Annotated in this window: 28 protein-coding genes; all 28 read right to left on the bottom strand. The window is 41.2% G+C overall.

Annotation, left to right across the window (positions count from 1 at the left end; translation table 11 throughout):
- Positions 1-131: 131 nt before the first annotated feature.
- Positions 132-350, bottom strand: a complete 219-nt coding sequence (locus I6L31_RS00295) for a hypothetical protein (RefSeq protein ID WP_005003626.1) — start codon at positions 348-350, stop codon at positions 132-134.
- An 11-nt stretch (positions 351-361) separates the two neighbouring features.
- Positions 362-895 (bottom strand): phage tail assembly chaperone family protein, TAC, encoded by a 534-nt coding sequence (locus tag I6L31_RS00290; RefSeq protein ID WP_005003624.1) that lies wholly within the window; start codon positions 893-895, stop codon positions 362-364.
- A gap of 40 nt (positions 896-935) precedes the next feature.
- The gene (locus I6L31_RS00285; RefSeq protein WP_005003620.1) at positions 936-1,400 is read right to left on the bottom strand and encodes a phage tail tube protein; all 465 of its coding nucleotides are present in this window, start codon (positions 1,398-1,400) and stop codon (positions 936-938) included.
- Between the two features lie 69 nt (positions 1,401-1,469).
- Positions 1,470-1,979 carry a Rha family transcriptional regulator gene (locus I6L31_RS00280; RefSeq protein WP_005003617.1) on the bottom strand — a complete coding sequence of 170 codons (510 nt, stop codon included), beginning with the start codon at positions 1,977-1,979 and terminating at the stop codon, positions 1,470-1,472.
- Between the two features lie 122 nt (positions 1,980-2,101).
- The gene (locus tag I6L31_RS00275) at positions 2,102-2,464 is read right to left on the bottom strand and encodes a DUF3168 domain-containing protein (RefSeq protein ID WP_005003615.1); all 363 of its coding nucleotides are present in this window, start codon (positions 2,462-2,464) and stop codon (positions 2,102-2,104) included.
- A complete protein-coding gene (locus I6L31_RS00270; protein ID WP_005003613.1) occupies positions 2,461-2,922 on the bottom strand; it encodes an HK97-gp10 family putative phage morphogenesis protein in 462 nt (153 codons plus the stop codon). Before I6L31_RS00270 ends, I6L31_RS00275 begins: the two co-directional genes overlap by 4 nt.
- 38 nt (positions 2,923-2,960) lie before the next feature.
- Entirely contained in the window at positions 2,961-3,242 is a 282-nt protein-coding gene (locus I6L31_RS00265) for a hypothetical protein (protein ID WP_005003610.1), read from the bottom strand.
- Between the two features lie 32 nt (positions 3,243-3,274).
- The gene (locus I6L31_RS00260) at positions 3,275-3,622 is read right to left on the bottom strand and encodes a phage head closure protein (protein WP_005003608.1); all 348 of its coding nucleotides are present in this window, start codon (positions 3,620-3,622) and stop codon (positions 3,275-3,277) included.
- A 7-nt stretch (positions 3,623-3,629) separates the two neighbouring features.
- Positions 3,630-3,920, bottom strand: a complete 291-nt coding sequence (locus I6L31_RS00255) for a head-tail connector protein (RefSeq protein ID WP_005003607.1) — start codon at positions 3,918-3,920, stop codon at positions 3,630-3,632.
- A complete protein-coding gene (locus tag I6L31_RS00250; RefSeq protein ID WP_005003604.1) occupies positions 3,917-5,350 on the bottom strand; it encodes a phage portal protein in 1,434 nt (477 codons plus the stop codon). Before I6L31_RS00250 ends, I6L31_RS00255 begins: the two co-directional genes overlap by 4 nt.
- Positions 5,351-5,360: 10 nt before the next feature.
- The gene (locus I6L31_RS00245) at positions 5,361-5,528 is read right to left on the bottom strand and encodes a hypothetical protein (protein ID WP_005003601.1); all 168 of its coding nucleotides are present in this window, start codon (positions 5,526-5,528) and stop codon (positions 5,361-5,363) included.
- Positions 5,529-5,616: 88 nt separating this feature from the next.
- A complete protein-coding gene (locus I6L31_RS00240) occupies positions 5,617-6,951 on the bottom strand; it encodes a phage major capsid protein (protein ID WP_005003599.1) in 1,335 nt (444 codons plus the stop codon).
- Complete coding sequence (locus tag I6L31_RS00235) at positions 6,948-7,538, bottom strand: HK97 family phage prohead protease (protein WP_005003597.1); 591 nt, start codon at positions 7,536-7,538, stop codon at positions 6,948-6,950. Before I6L31_RS00235 ends, I6L31_RS00240 begins: the two co-directional genes overlap by 4 nt.
- A 55-nt stretch (positions 7,539-7,593) precedes the next feature.
- Positions 7,594-9,270: a terminase large subunit gene (locus I6L31_RS00230; protein ID WP_005003595.1), complete on the bottom strand. Its 1,677-nt coding sequence runs from the start codon at positions 9,268-9,270 to the stop codon at positions 7,594-7,596.
- A 277-nt stretch (positions 9,271-9,547) separates the two neighbouring features.
- Positions 9,548-9,997, bottom strand: coding sequence for a terminase small subunit (locus I6L31_RS00225; RefSeq protein ID WP_005003590.1), 450 nt, complete (start codon positions 9,995-9,997; stop codon positions 9,548-9,550).
- 115 nt (positions 9,998-10,112) lie between these two features.
- Entirely contained in the window at positions 10,113-10,289 is a 177-nt protein-coding gene (locus I6L31_RS00220; protein ID WP_004997277.1) for a hypothetical protein, read from the bottom strand.
- Positions 10,286-10,564, bottom strand: a complete 279-nt coding sequence (locus I6L31_RS00215; RefSeq protein WP_005003587.1) for an HNH endonuclease — start codon at positions 10,562-10,564, stop codon at positions 10,286-10,288. Before I6L31_RS00215 ends, I6L31_RS00220 begins: the two co-directional genes overlap by 4 nt.
- Positions 10,506-10,751: a hypothetical protein gene (locus I6L31_RS00210; RefSeq protein ID WP_004997275.1), complete on the bottom strand. Its 246-nt coding sequence runs from the start codon at positions 10,749-10,751 to the stop codon at positions 10,506-10,508. Before I6L31_RS00210 ends, I6L31_RS00215 begins: the two co-directional genes overlap by 59 nt.
- An 11-nt stretch (positions 10,752-10,762) precedes the next feature.
- The gene (locus I6L31_RS00205; protein WP_005003583.1) at positions 10,763-11,014 is read right to left on the bottom strand and encodes a hypothetical protein; all 252 of its coding nucleotides are present in this window, start codon (positions 11,012-11,014) and stop codon (positions 10,763-10,765) included.
- Entirely contained in the window at positions 11,011-11,505 is a 495-nt protein-coding gene (locus I6L31_RS00200; protein ID WP_005003580.1) for a hypothetical protein, read from the bottom strand. The genes I6L31_RS00205 and I6L31_RS00200 overlap by 4 nt, the downstream gene beginning before the upstream one ends.
- Before the next feature lie 52 nt (positions 11,506-11,557).
- Complete coding sequence (locus I6L31_RS00195) at positions 11,558-11,755, bottom strand: hypothetical protein (protein ID WP_005003574.1); 198 nt, start codon at positions 11,753-11,755, stop codon at positions 11,558-11,560.
- A gap of 34 nt (positions 11,756-11,789) precedes the next feature.
- Entirely contained in the window at positions 11,790-12,083 is a 294-nt protein-coding gene (locus I6L31_RS00190) for a hypothetical protein (RefSeq protein WP_035272031.1), read from the bottom strand.
- Between the two features lie 30 nt (positions 12,084-12,113).
- Positions 12,114-12,392, bottom strand: coding sequence for a DUF968 domain-containing protein (locus I6L31_RS00185; protein ID WP_005003573.1), 279 nt, complete (start codon positions 12,390-12,392; stop codon positions 12,114-12,116).
- Positions 12,379-12,561: a hypothetical protein gene (locus I6L31_RS00180; protein WP_035272029.1), complete on the bottom strand. Its 183-nt coding sequence runs from the start codon at positions 12,559-12,561 to the stop codon at positions 12,379-12,381. The genes I6L31_RS00185 and I6L31_RS00180 overlap by 14 nt, the downstream gene beginning before the upstream one ends.
- Positions 12,562-12,565: 4 nt before the next feature.
- Positions 12,566-12,688 (bottom strand): hypothetical protein, encoded by a 123-nt coding sequence (locus tag I6L31_RS18420; protein WP_260564124.1) that lies wholly within the window; start codon positions 12,686-12,688, stop codon positions 12,566-12,568.
- 742 nt (positions 12,689-13,430) lie between these two features.
- Positions 13,431-13,982 (bottom strand): hypothetical protein, encoded by a 552-nt coding sequence (locus tag I6L31_RS00175; RefSeq protein ID WP_005003572.1) that lies wholly within the window; start codon positions 13,980-13,982, stop codon positions 13,431-13,433.
- Between the two features lie 9 nt (positions 13,983-13,991).
- The gene (locus tag I6L31_RS00170; RefSeq protein WP_005003571.1) at positions 13,992-14,417 is read right to left on the bottom strand and encodes a VRR-NUC domain-containing protein; all 426 of its coding nucleotides are present in this window, start codon (positions 14,415-14,417) and stop codon (positions 13,992-13,994) included.
- Entirely contained in the window at positions 14,414-14,710 is a 297-nt protein-coding gene (locus I6L31_RS00165) for a hypothetical protein (RefSeq protein ID WP_228128602.1), read from the bottom strand. Before I6L31_RS00165 ends, I6L31_RS00170 begins: the two co-directional genes overlap by 4 nt.
- Positions 14,711-14,749: the final 39 nt, after the last annotated feature.

Genomic DNA, 14,749 nt, shown 5'->3' with positions numbered 1-14,749 from the left:
TCACCCGCCCTCAATACTCAGATCCTATCATAGATATGTCTGAATACTTTATCGAGAACCCTCAGTACAGAGTGATCAAGTACATTCCGATCAAGAACGGGATTCGGTGTTGGTATGTAGTGGTAAGCTAATTACCTACCAATCATACTGTTAAAGTAATCCTCGGCGCTCATCTCTATTGCTTTTGGCTGTTCTTCATGCGGCATAAATGCATAAGGGGAAATCTCTTTGCCGTTTTTACCCCGATTCGAATTTGCATAGAATGCCAGCGCATTTCCAATGGCCTGCTCTATTCTTCTACCAATATTCAGGCTTCCCCGGCGCTGGCGATAAGCTTTCCATATCGCCATTTCGGCAAGACTTATGTTTTTTTCGACTTCTTCGATACGGTTTCCACCGATTCCGTTGGCTGCAAGCTCGCAGAGGAGTTCGACTCGGTCAAGATCTTCGTCCGTGACTTTCCCATGAAGTTATTCACATCATCCGCAAGCTTATACAAAGCAGCAATAAATGAAGGATCAGAATCATACACTTCTTGATGAGAATCGAAGAATGGAGTGGCCTTTTCATCGATACAAATACTACCGATTAGCTGGCTTGCTTGTAATTGATCAGAATCAATCGATTTTAACTTGGATTTTTCAGGATCGTCGTAATTGATATCCCAATCAAAGGCTTTTGCTGCATCACGGCCAGCTTTAAAGCTCATGCGCTTGATAAAGACTTGGCCTTCAAGATCAACCACATCGTCAATCTGTAAGTCTTGATTTTTTGAGAGTTCTTTAAGCTCATCGATGTTTTGTGGTGTAACAACAACTGACCATTTCACTGTACGCTCAATTGGTGCGCCTGATTTTGTGATATTTTTCGCTTTTTTAAAATCAACTTTAGCCATTTTTATTCTCGAAAAAGTTTAGCCCCTTTCGGGGCGTTAATTAGGTTTTAGGGGTGAATGCAACAGTTGTTTCACGCTCTAGAGTTACGGTGTAACCAACTAAAGCATCAGCCTCAAAGGTTGGAACTGGTGTTGATAAACCACCTTTGAAAGACCACCATGAACGAGTTGTTGGAAGTGTGACTACACTACCTGTTGCCGTTGGTGCCGCTGTGCCTTCAGATGAACCAATGTAAAACTCTAATCCATCTTTCTTAGTTTCTGCCCATTCGATCAATTGAAGGTGTGATGCATTTTCAGTGTCTAAATTAAAACCTAGAGAGCCTTGAGCTGGATCAGCTAAACCCGTGAGATAAGATTTGCTTTGTGTTTCATCTAAGCATGTCTTTTCAATTCGAGTGGTTGAATCACCTCCTAAGTCGATTGCCGTTAGACATGCAAGTTGTGTAATGGTTGTTCCGTCGAATGCGTAAACATTCGTACCTTGAACGCGGACTTCTGCCATGAGTAGCTACTCCTCTTTTTTTGGCATAAAAAAAGCACCCGATTGGGTGCGTTGGTTGTAATATTTTATTTAATCAAATAAGCATGGTTGAATCTGTCGATCCACATTAGCAATCGCTGTTGTTAAACAGTCTCGTTGCTTCTTCCATGTTGCTAGACCTTTGCCACATGAACTAGCTATTTCTTTCTCACAATCAAGTTTTGCACTTAATGCTTCACGTTGCTGAATCAAAGCAAAATAGTCTGTTTGCAAAAGTGTTCGTGCTTCAAAGAATGCCTTAACTAATGCTTTTTTAAACTCTCGAACTCTTGGGCTATTTCTCATGTACGTCATAAGTAGTGTTGCCTGTTCTTCGTTCAATACGGCATATTGCGTATCACCACCACCATGACCACCTTGTAATCTTGGTCGCATTTCAAATGTGACCAAACCAAACTCAGAGAAATCTGATTTATAACTTCTTACAAGTTGAATAACCGACTTGTGCTGTAAACCTAAGCCAAGAGCAATTTGTAATGTTGTGGTTTTTGGTACACCTTTTTCAACATCTACGATTTTTAACTTTACATTTGCATTCATGATTAACTCCTAGAGTTGTGATTAACCTGTTTGTTGAATGCACTTGGAATAACAAACAGGCATAAAAAAACCTGCCATTGCTGACAGGTTCGGTTAAAAGTGGAACGGGTTGGTTGTGTGTTTTATCGAGTCAAAAACCAATTAGCATCAAATCCACGGCTAAATAGCTTTGTTTCGGTTTCATATCCGCTGATTCGTGGATTTAATATATAACTTTGGTTTTCTAGAGCTTTTCGGATTGCGTCACGGCCCTCGTAGGCGCGTTTTTGGTTAGTGTCATAGACCATTACTTGGTACATGATGTGATCGGTCTTTGCAGGGCAATCAAGGCTATTTTCAGCATTGCCGCCGACCTCTTGCCATACTGCATATGGTGTTGATGTTCCTATAGGCGCAATGTCTTCATAGATGCGAAGGTTGTCACCAAAGATGGCTTTGACCGCTGCATCCGCATTCAAAGTTTTGTATATAGGTAGATAAATCATAGGTTCGCCAATTCCTTATCTAGTTCAGCATCGAATACTTCTGCAAACTTATTTGTGACTTGCTGAATATTGTTTGCCAATGCAGGGCGCATGAATGGAACAGCAGTAACGCCTGATTTTCCGTACTCGATCCAGCGCCAATGTCGCGTATCACCACCGCTTGTTGGTTTTGGATTGGGATTTGAAAAAGATGCTCCACCATCCACACCAACTCGCATTACAATCTCATTGGGATTTCGAGTTTTACCAGCTGAAACTTTTATATTTTTGAAGATCTTCTCACTTGTTTCGGGATCATCAATTGCTTTAGCATTGTTACGAGCAGCATCACGTACGATATTCATTGCTTGTCGTGCAGCTTTACGAGCAATACTTTTTGTTCTTCGAGGATTAGCAAGTTTTTGAAGTTTACTTACCACATCATCAAGACCTCTAATCTCAACATCTACTCCTGCCATAGTTTTCTCCAAGTGTAAAAAACCACTCGGAAGTGGCTTTATAAAGTAGACATAAATACTATTATTTGATCTTCTATTGCTTTTAAGGCAAGACTTGGGGTTTCTCCAAATGCATAATAATCAGCATGGTCCTTAATGTAGTCAAAAGCTCTTAACGCATCATCATCACCCGCATCTAAATCATCAAATCTCTCCACAAATATTTCATGATCATCTCGGCAAACAGCAGCAGCCATCCAAGATTTATCTGATCCACCACCTCCATAGCGCAACCATCCAACCATAAAGACGTATCTTCCACTTACAAATGAATCAAACATTTTATTCTCCTTTAAACCACCTAAATTATGCACTATTTAGGCTTTTCCAAGCCTTGCCCCAACAAGAAAGTACAATAAATATTGCCTGTCTCATTATCATCAAGCGCTTGGCTTTGGATTGAAAAAGTTCGACCCTTCCAAATGACCTGCATCGTCGTGTTAATGTCTTCTCGATAGCGGATTTTCATTCGAGCAACCACTTCGGATTGATCAGCCTGAGCCGAAATTAAATCCTTAGCCGACAATGGTGTGACTTTAGCCCAAAGCTTTTTGTATTCTTGCCAAGAGCCTTCGATTTCAAAACCATCTTCATCTCGACCACCAGCAACGTAGTGTTGGATGGTGATGCGGTGTCGTAATTCACCTGCGTTCTGTCCCATAGATACCTCATACAGCAGTTGGAGTTCGATAAGGGAACAGAAGCGCTTGAACTGGTTGAGGCATGAAATTGCCATTCACTGGTGCATCAGACTCAGCATTGCGGTACTTGTCATAGAAACCAACGCAGACCAGAACAGCCAATTTAAATTCTTCAGGCGGTTCTGCATGATGAACTTCATCTGTATAACGAAAAACCGCTGATTCAGCGGCCTTTATGTAGATTTTTAGGTTGGTATCGTTGGAGTCATCATCGTAGCGTAGATGCTGTTTGACTTCTTCGAGTGTGACTAAGCTCATTCTGTCCACTCCTTAGCGCATAACTTAAAGTTTTTATGATCAAATTCGCCTAAATGATCGTTTTCAACATGCCACAATGAGCCATTTTTAGTGATGAACTGACCTTTTTGATACTGCACATCATCCTTAAATACGCCCTTATAGAGCGATTTAAGAGAATTATCGGACTGGTTTGAGCTTGAATCATTCTTGGTGAATGGATCATCTTTAGCATCACGCTTGGCAAGCGCTTCCAAATTGTAGTTTTGCTGTTGTAAATAAGGAGATTCACCACCTTTAACAGGCAAGTAACCTAACTTTTGTCTCGCCTCGTTGGGCGCAAAAATGCCTGCACTGATGCCATCTTTGAAGTATGCAATTTTACTTGATGAATCCATGCGGATTAGAACATCAAGATCAAGGAAGGCCTCAACACCATAAGAAGGTAAATCCAATCCCTCATCCAAAAGGTTTTCACGTGCTTCGATATAGGATTGAAGGCAATCTGAATAGTAGATTTCGTTCAGATCTGAAACTTTAGTTGCACCTTGAACATCAGTGACGCCAATTTTAAAAGGTGGCACATTAAATGCCGTACAAACAATACGAGCAGACATCCCAAGTTGTTCAATTAATTGGCTGTCTATCGCTGACATTGAAATGTTTACGTATTTTGCTCCATCGGACAAAAGACCAGTTTTACCCACATTGGCACCACTATAATTTGCATCCCATTTGGTTTTCACCTCTTGGGCTTTTGTTGCATCTAATGGTCCAGGCACCTCAATAACACCACCTGGTTTAGATCCATTGGCAAAAAAGTTTTTAGAGTTTCTGAGAATCGAAATACCCTGCTCAGATGCCAGACTACACGCCATGATTGGTGTTAATCCCACAAGCGGATGATAGAGCGCATTAATGCGGTCATGGATGATTTCAGAAGCGGGAATAATTACATTTTCTGTCTGTGCTAATCGGTCATTGGTAAGCTGATAAAACACATTTCCCTGATCATCAACAAGAACAGTCACAAGATCAGGGTTTAAAACAACCAATCGGTACAGCTCACCAAATACATCACGCATTTTAAAGACGTAGGTATTACCACGAAGCAACAGGCTTTGCGTCCATTGTTCATTAAATTGTTGCCAGTTTTGGTAATTATTCGGTTTTTGAAGTACGCGCTGTAATTCTTTTGGGGTTAAAGCATCAACTAAGACACCTTGCTGCTTCTTTTTTAACAGAACAGGCATCTTGCCAATGTCTTTAGAGATAAGGCTTACACAAGCAAATACCGCATAAAATGCAGTCATATCTTCGCGGGTAATTTCCTTGTTTTCTTGCCATGCACCAGAGTATGGCTCTGCCACAAATATGCTATTCCAACTTTGCCCCGAATTATGGACACTTTGATAGCTCTTTTTACCTCTCAACCAGTCATAAATGCCCATTTTTACCGCCTTATTCTTCAGTTTTTACGTCTTTTTTGGTGCGATTTGCAGCCTTTTTTGGTTCTTCATAAGGCTTTGCAACACCTGTTTTAATGATGATATTTGCCGCAAAATCTTCGACTTCTTTCACTTCGCCTACTTCGGCATCGTGCATAACCTGTAAATATTCAATTTTCATAGCTGTTCCCATAGCTCAACAGTGAGTTTTCATTGTTCAGATATGAAAACAGCCCCAATTAAGGAGCTGTTTTGGATCGATATACCGATTAAGGCGTGTAATCAATGTATGCCGCTGCAATGGCGCGACGTTTCGCCCAAGTGATGAACTTCTCTACACGAATGGCAAATTTGTTTTCTTGCCATAGGTTATGGGTTGTAGATCCATCAACAAGCGTTGCTTGATCGCTGTACGCCACATCAACACCACCGTCCTGAGCAACAAGCAATTCGCTCATTTTTACAAGAATGATCTTGTCGCCAATGGATTGTGACGTGATAACTGGAATACCCAGAAGCGAACGCGCTGCACCCGCAAAGCTCATGCCGTTGAAATATGTATTTCCAAGAGCATCACGAAGCAAAGCGTATTGCATTGCACGCGTTTCACTCATTAAGAAATACGCATTGTCAGTGGTAAGGTTTGCGGCAACAAATGTCGTGATAAGTTTTAACAAATCGGCTTCAATTGCTGCTGCCGTAGTGCCAGAAGGTTCAATTGCTGTTACACCATTCAGAATACCCGATGGAGTCACATCGGTTTGCGCTTGAGTACCAAGAAACGTGGTATCAATCAGCACTTTGGTTGCTTCAATCAAATCATTAAGCACAAGTTGATCAATTGCTGGATCGGCACGACGCAACAATTCTTGCGTATAAACTGTAATCGCAGCCAATTTATGCTCTTTGATTTCGATACTGTTGAATGTCGGGTTAGTTAAAGGCTTTTTAGCACCTTCACCCACCCAAGAAGCAGTACCACCGCTTAATTGCCCGTTAATTTTTACATTAAACGGAACAGCACGATAACCTTTCAACTTATCAAAGATGGTTGCATTACGAAGCAATTCTAAGAAATCGCCTTTATATGTGTCTTGCTGCACAAGTGGCGCAGCGAAACCAGCATCAGTAGTGGTACCCAAGGTGGCTTTTTCAACATATTGAACCACTGCTTCGTCATAACCTAATGCTTTTGCCGCATCAACGACAGTCATTAATCGACCTTGTTTTTGCTCATGACATGCAAGCATTTTTGCACGAGCAAATTGTGCGAAAGGCATCCCTTTAGGAAGATTGGATTTAACTTCAACCTTTGGATCAGCTTTTGGCTCAGGATCGCCTTTTGCAGATTTTTTTGCTTCCTCAGGATCATTACCTGCAACAGGCGTTGCGGCTTTTGCCGCTTTTTCAATCTCTGCAATTTGAGCTTCGGTACGTGCAATATTTTTCTTAATTGCCTCAATATCTTTTTCAAGAACCTGAATTTCTGCTTCAGTTGCTTCATCAGGTGTTGTGCCTGCTGCTGCTGATTTAGACAGTGCAGTTTGCATTGCTGCGTTTTTATCTGCCAATGCTTTGAGCAGCTTTGCTAAGTATTCTTTCATAGTTTTACTCCACCCTGTGTTGGGCTATTTAGTTTTACGATTACGTGTTTTTGTTCAGATGAATCGCCATCTGGAACGTTCTGAGGTTGTTTGCCCAACGCGGCTTTGTGTTCCTCAAATGCTTTTTTAAAATCTGTTTCGCTTTCGCGATTGCATGGAATGGTGACTAAGGAAAGTTCATAAAACTCCCAATCATTAAATTTTATGCCACCACCTTTGATCATTTCCGCGTCATCCCAATTTGGGAGAAACCCAACGGATAGACCCTTGATGAGGTTGTGTTTCAAGGACTGATAAGCCTCTTCAATTCGGGCTTTCAATGCGCCTTCTTCTTCTATCTTTGGAAGATGAATTTCAACCTCAATCCCTTTACTGGTCACTTTCACATCCGTGACATGACCAATTGGTGATTTATGGTCGTGGTGAAAAAGTAATGGCATTGGCAAAGTGAACTTAGCGCCTGTGGGAACCATGATGTCTTTTGCTCGATCCTGATTGGGTGTGCTTGCCACCCCTTTAAATGTTCGTTTTTCATCGTCTACGGCTTTGATTTCGAATGAGCCGAATGATTTGTGCAGAGCAGTCATAGCCCCTCCAAAATGCAAAAACCGCCAATTAAGGCGGTTATCTGTGAAATGTGTTTTATACGAAAAAGACGTTGTATTCTTTTGTGCTTGGCTCTGGGTTCATTGACATGAGAGCCACCGCATTAAACGTGGCAATCAGTGGGTCAATCTTGCCAATTCCTGAATCCTGCTTAGTGATTCTCATGCCGTTACCAATCATGACGACACGCGCATTACCTGCCGCCCATGTCATGAGTTGCTGCCCTGCATGGAATAAATTACCTTCTGCTAATTTGCGTTCAGTCGTTAAAATATAGGACATGAGTTTGTGTCCTTGTGGCACACCAAACATGGCACCCTCTGGTATCCCTGCTTCCAGTAATCCATCAAGCAAACCGCCTAACCCGAGTGGATCAAGCCCAATCTTATTAAGTTTGCCACTGTCATAAACTTTCTTGGCAATCGCTGCGAGCTGGTCAATATCATCACCCACACGCTCAACCACAGTTAAAGAATGTTCGGCTTGAAAGTCTTGATACTTCGGAATATTTTCCTTGCGGCGCTCTAAAGCTATTTTATTAGCCCATGCATGATTCCAAAGCCACCAGATACGTGGGTCTTTTTTAAGTCTGCCAAGTACAGCGAACCCCAGCAAATCGTCCAACCCACCGCCATCGATTCCCATTGTGATGACATCAGACTGTTCAATGATCTGATCTAATCCAAAGACGTGCTTTTGCTTGTTCCAGTATTCAGCACCAGCCCAACGATTGGCGCGTAGATTCATGCCGATTTCGATGTTTAAGTGCTTGGCCAAGAAGTCTCTAAGGGATTCTTCACCAGCATCCTTGACCTTTTTAAACTCTGAAATAAGATACTCAAGGTCTACGGACGCACCCAAGTTCGGGTTTGTGATATAGAAGTTTTCAGGATTTAAGTGTTCGCCCGCTTCTATCATCTTTTTAGGGAATTCATAGATTAAAGGCAGGAATTGTTTATCCTCTTTAATTCCATCCCTTACATCGCGGGCATAGTCTAAAAGCTGCTTGAATACACCGCATGGCACCTCATCTGACATAGTGGACAGGTAAATCACACAGCCTTCTGGACGCGATGCCAAACCTCCTTTTGCTTCACGGAACATTGATTCAGCATTGGCACGCTTACCAAATAGCCAAACTTCATCAATCAAAATGATTGAAGCCTTTTTACCTGCTGCTGCATTAGATTCCGCTGCGATGACCTTAAGTGTTGCACTTGTACCTAAGTGAGTAACTGTCTTTGTGTGCTCAGACACATTCATCATTTCGCTTAGTTCATCATCTGCCCGAATGAAGTCACGAATCGGGTTAAAGCTATTGTCAGCAACTTCTTTCGTGGGTGCCAAGATAATAAGTTCAGCAGAAAGGCGGTCATTCAGAATCAGTAAGAGAAGCATGATTGCTGCGGCAATCGTAGACTTAGTATTCTTCTTTGAGATCAGAAGGAAGAATTCTCGGATTAATCGACGCTTGGTATTTGGATCTAATGCACCTGCAATTGCCCGTACAAACTCCAACACCCATGGTAATGTGACATCACCCATCTTTGGGCTACCCATCACATCAACTAAGATCAATTCATTAAATATTCGCTCAGCAACATCGGCAACTTGTGGAAATAAAGGCTCACAAGGCATGAGCGACTTTTTAGCAACTATACGCTCCTCCCAGTCTGGGCAAGCGGTTGTCCATTCTGGGAGCATTGCGGTCATAAATTTACCTTGATATACAACCTATTTGATAGCCAACTGAGGGTGTGTCCATCCCCATGCTGCGCAACACAGTAGACATTACAATTGGCTATCAAATAAGAAACCGCCCTTAGGCGGCTATTGAATTGGTTTTACTTCGATATTTTGACTGTAAGCTTCTTTCCACACACTATTTACATGAACGAACCACTTTCCGCTCCTGTTTTTAGCATAAGCCCACCCAAACAGTGTTTTAGCAAGATGCGTTGCACCTTTTGGCTTCATGACCATAAATACCTCAACTTGGCAATTGGTTATTCAAAGTACCGAATTTGCCCGACTTCGTTGCAACCTTAGCAGCATCTTCTTTGGTTTCTTTCTTGCCCTTTTCGGCCACTTTGCCGTGGACGTATGGAAGGGCTGCTTGAGCTGCCCGTACACGTAGCGCCATGTCTTCGACTGGATCACTATAAACAGACTCTAAAAAAGCTAGCGGGTCTGCTAGATTCTTAGCTGCTTGAATAGTTGTATTGGTTGTTAACGGTTTAACGTCATGTTTAACAACTTGCTCAGGCGTGGCTTTCTCAAGCCGTTCAAGATAATCAATAACATCAGGATCTTTTGCTAATCTCGCACCTGCCGCAGATGCAGTGTTTTCAGGACATCCAGCTAAAATAGCAGCTTCCTTATTATTTTTACCTTTCTGTTTTGCGAGGGCAAATGCCTTCTTTTTTTCTGTTAAAGCCATATACCCTCCTTTAACATATTTTTGAAAACTGATTTTTTCTTATAAGTGAGCTGGGCGGTGGTGTCCGTAGCTTTTCAGCAAAAAACTTTTACCCTCCCCCCTGCCTGCTGAGATTTTACGCACCATTTTGATGCATATTTTTATTGGAATAATTTTCCACAAAATCATCCAGATCAATCGCTCGATCACGCAGTGCTTCTCTTGCATCACTTGGCAAGCGAGTATCGAACTGCATACCACGCATAAAGTTAGCAACTGATTCAAGTTGCTCTAATAATTCTTCATTGTTCATTGCCTACTCTCCCTCAACGTCTTCTCTTTATGACAAGGCACACATAACGATTGAAGATTACTTTCCTCATCACTGCCACCTTGAGCCACATTCACAATATGATCAAGCTCTAACTCCATTGTGACCACACCACAGCACTGGCACGTGTACTTATCTCTAAGGTGTATCTTTGCTTTGAGTCTGCGCCATGGGCGACCACCACGACCTGAACCCCAACTATTCTGTCTTGGTGTTCTCTGTGCCTGTAGTCTCGGCTTCAGTGTCTGTAACTTCATGATCGCCTACTATTCTCAATCGATCACCATCTATGATGAACTTTACGTTTAACTCAACATATCCATTTGGATGCGATTCAATGCTTAACCCTTGCTGAGACGCAAGTAATTCACCAGTAATTGCATCATGTAATGCTAGCGATCCTTTAGAACCTTGCGTTCGTTTTAATACCAGTCTTCTAGACATACTCACCTCAATCAATCGTTCTCGATCTTGGCAGTTCGTCTTCCTGTTCGCTTAGTTGCAACAGGAGTTCGTTGCTCTGTTCCAGTGCTGCCAGAATTATCTGATCCTTGTTCGCTATCTGCTGAATCAGTGTTGTGTTCTGCTCCACTATCTTCTGCATCAGCGCCAGTAATTCGCTTGATAGCTGCTGCTGTTCGTTCTTTTGCTCGTTCATATTGCTGTTTAATCCATTCACGCCTTTCTTCACATGATTTACATGTCATACCCTACTCTCCATCACCCACATCAAATCTTCAGGCGTTTCCAACCAACACCCCTGCTTATTACAAAACGCATGAATGTCATTTAGATACTCAGTGAATTGTTGAACACTTGCGTCTGTTGTGCTGATCAGTTCATTCAATCCTGATGCCACATATTGATACATTGGATGTTTCTGTTGTTTTAATACTTTGACTGCATCAAACGTATTTCGATACTGACCCACATCATCACGATAAAAGATGACAGATAGAAACTTTCGTTTGAAGAACAAATGCTCAGTGTCTTTATCAGAGCCTTGATGCTTTGCCCACTGTGTAAGCCATTTCCAGTACAAGCGGTTTTGCGCCTTACTGCGGTCATCTTCCTTCTGATCCACCCGAACAACAAGTGGCTTATTCTCGAAATTGGCTTTGGTGTAGTTTGTATGTAGGAATGCGATAACACTTGTAATTTGAGCATGATCTTTGATGACGAATGTTTGCGCTTTCATGCGTCACCTCAATAAAAAACCACCCGAAGGTGGCTTAAACTCTCAACTGTGGTTAAATTTTTTCAATAGAATAATCTCTATCTAAAATCATATCTTTACTAAACGTCTGTGCTGTATCATTGGCTTCATCATAGCTACCAAATACGCCTATTTGCCTAGCCAATCCTCTATCAGCGGTTGTTGTTACATCACCATCTTCACTTGGGATAAAATATTCATTACTGTCAAGCAGCTTTACTAAATAACCCATTTCACTCTCCAGCCTTTTAATATTGTTCTACGATCTACCTTTTCAATGGAAGTAACTTAATCTTCCATTCCCTTCCAAAGCGTGATTTTAGGTATTCTTCATATTCAGTCTTATCTCTTTCAAAAGTTTCCTGCGTTACTACTATTGCTATCCTTCCACCTGATATACCGTATCTGGTAACACCATTTTCTGCATCTTCTGATGTTGTGTTATTTGCAAGAAAAACCGTTGCTACGCCATCTTTTATTAACTGTTGTCGATTCCTTATTATTCTCGGGCATTTATTTTCAGGAATCTCAACCCCCACGACATATCCTTGTGTTGCCAATTCGCACCCCAAACAAATTAAAATTAATATTTAAAAAATATCTTCTTTTACCCTAATTAGCAACATCCTTTCAGTCTTTTCCAGCATCTTCACAAACCATTCTTTTGATTCTTCTCTACCCATCGTTTTGTATTGATCAAAATCACTATGGCAAGAATGACATAACGGAATTGTAAATTGATCATCTGCTTTAATCCCCTTACCCTTACCATGCTCGCCAAAATTTGAGTGCGCTGCCTGACTATTTGGATTACCACACTTCACACAAGGCAGCTTTCTAATTGCTGCTAGTCTTTTATGGTCTCGCATAGCGTTTGATATTGTGTTGAATGTTATTGATCTGCTTGTCTATATCGTGAATACGATGCTGACATGCTTGTTTGAACTGAAACGTTGAATTGAGATGATTAAGACTTTCTAGTTTCTCTTTGTCTTGATGCAATGATTCAAGATTCTTCTTTGCTTCGATTAAGTCCATACAATCACCAATTACACCAAACCAAATAAGCTGCAAATAACATCACAGCCAAATAAAACACCGTTTTGATTACGTTCTTAAACTGCTGACAATCTTCTTCAATTTGTTTGAGTTCTTCTTCGTCCATATCAACACCATTTAGTTACGTTTGCTTTATTGCATCGCAAATCGACATGACTAAAAATAACTAAGTTTGTCTGAAATAATTTCATTAATTTACCTATTAAAAACAATTATTTACTTTATTTCTTAGCTACGTTTGCTTTGTTCTTATTAACTTAGATGAAATGAGCTTTGCAAAGAGAGCCTTTACTGTGGTGTGAGGTATCTTATCATTTGCCTACCACATACTCTTTGTGCCCACCCACTTCTCTAAATTAGCGACATAAAAAAAGGTATGCACAATTGACACACCCTTGCCTTAGATTACGATATTGATCAGCTCGGCATCTGATCTACCGCTACTCAACACGACAAACATTTTAAAGTTAGCTATTGATCTGCTCTGTGTCTTTCAATTCCATTGGTTGGGGAGTCACCCACAATTTGAGGCTCTGAGGCTAACTCAATGTGTGACGAAATCACATTGGATTCAAACCGATTTATACGGCTGGTTTCTGCATCCCACCGTTTGCGCTTCTAGTTCACCATTCTTCTGGCAAACGTCACAAATCCAAGTTGCTTCTAAAGCTAACGATCTTTCATGAGTCGATCCTCAATAGATTACTTGTGCACGTCACAAGCACCTTTATAAATTTCAGACAACAAAAAAGCCCACCTTTCGATGAGCTTTAATGAGTTGGTCTCGGATAACAGTAATACGACCAGTATAGAAAAACTATACTCTAGTTTCCGAAATAATGGAATCCCTATACTTTCATATCTTTGTAAGTATTTTTTCTATACTTTTCCACAGCTTTAGCCGCTTCATCAATTGCGGATTCAATTGACATTGTCATAAGGTTTTCATAGCACTTCCATGTCTTTCTATAGCACTCCACACTCATTTGATTTGATCTAATGCCAGCATAAGCCAAACGCCCTTTAGCGGTGTAGTTATCTTCTAAATCAGGGTCTAATGCGAAATCCAATACCATCTTGGCTACCAACCAACCGAGATGATACATTGCAATGCCCTCTGGTTCTCGCTTCTTATCATTTACCGCATTCTTAATTAAGATATTTGCCAAATGTTGGCGAACAAACTCATAATCACTTTGAGATTTTCCCTCAAACACAATCAAAGCTGTTACTGACTTTGCTAACTGAGTATCCATTGAAGCAATAGCACCCAAGCGATCTTGATAATTCAATGGTTTCTCTCCTGTGCCACGAACACACGGTTCTAAACTTGGCGAACTCGCTGTTAAGCCATGAGTCAACCATTCAAACTGTTCAAACTTAGCTGCTACTGCATTCATACCTTCACCTCAAATACATAAATACTTTTTAATTTCTTGTATTGCTTCGTCCGCCCCAAAGCAGACTTTGCACAGATAACCCTGCGCCTCTAATCGCTGAATCATGATTTGCTGGCTTGGCTGCAACTTCCCTTTTTGTGCTTTCAATTCAATCCATAACCCATGAGCTTGACCATTAGAAACAATGAGCTGTAAATCTGGTACACCTGCCTTTACTCCCATCTTTTTAAGCTTCGTCGCTTCAATGATATTTCTTGACCCACCATTGGGAATGTGAAATAAATAATCACTCAACCGTCCGTCTTTGAACTTCACTCGATGCGCCCATGACATGACTGTGATTTGCTCTTGATCTTCGGTCGGCACACGATTGAACTTCTTAGAACGTGCAATCTTTTTTGATTGAATCCGTTGAGCATCTTTGAATGTGGTCATGCTTCACCCACTACCTTTTTAATTTCATGTATGCAAAACCTAAGTGCAAAAACACGCTGATCATTGCCTTGCTTTAAATTTTGCTCTTTCGCAATCTCCAACTGACTGACAAGTAGGCTTGCAGAATTTCTTAATTTGTCGTTTTCTAACTTTGCCTTGTACAACTCGTGAGCAAGACGATCTACTTCTAAAATCGCCTGTTCTCGTGTCAATTTTTGATCTACGAAACAAGCCCCGCCCGCATGACAATACCCATCACCACCACAGTGACCAAAGCCATGCTTGCAGCGCATTACAGCGTCAGTCCATATATTTGTGTCTTTGCTTAAAAG

This window comes from Acinetobacter septicus (assembly GCF_019355975.1).
Taxonomy (GTDB): Bacteria; Pseudomonadota; Gammaproteobacteria; order Pseudomonadales; family Moraxellaceae; genus Acinetobacter; species Acinetobacter ursingii.
The sequence above is the reverse complement of the archived record's forward strand: the minus strand, read 5'-3'. Positions and strand labels throughout refer to the sequence as shown.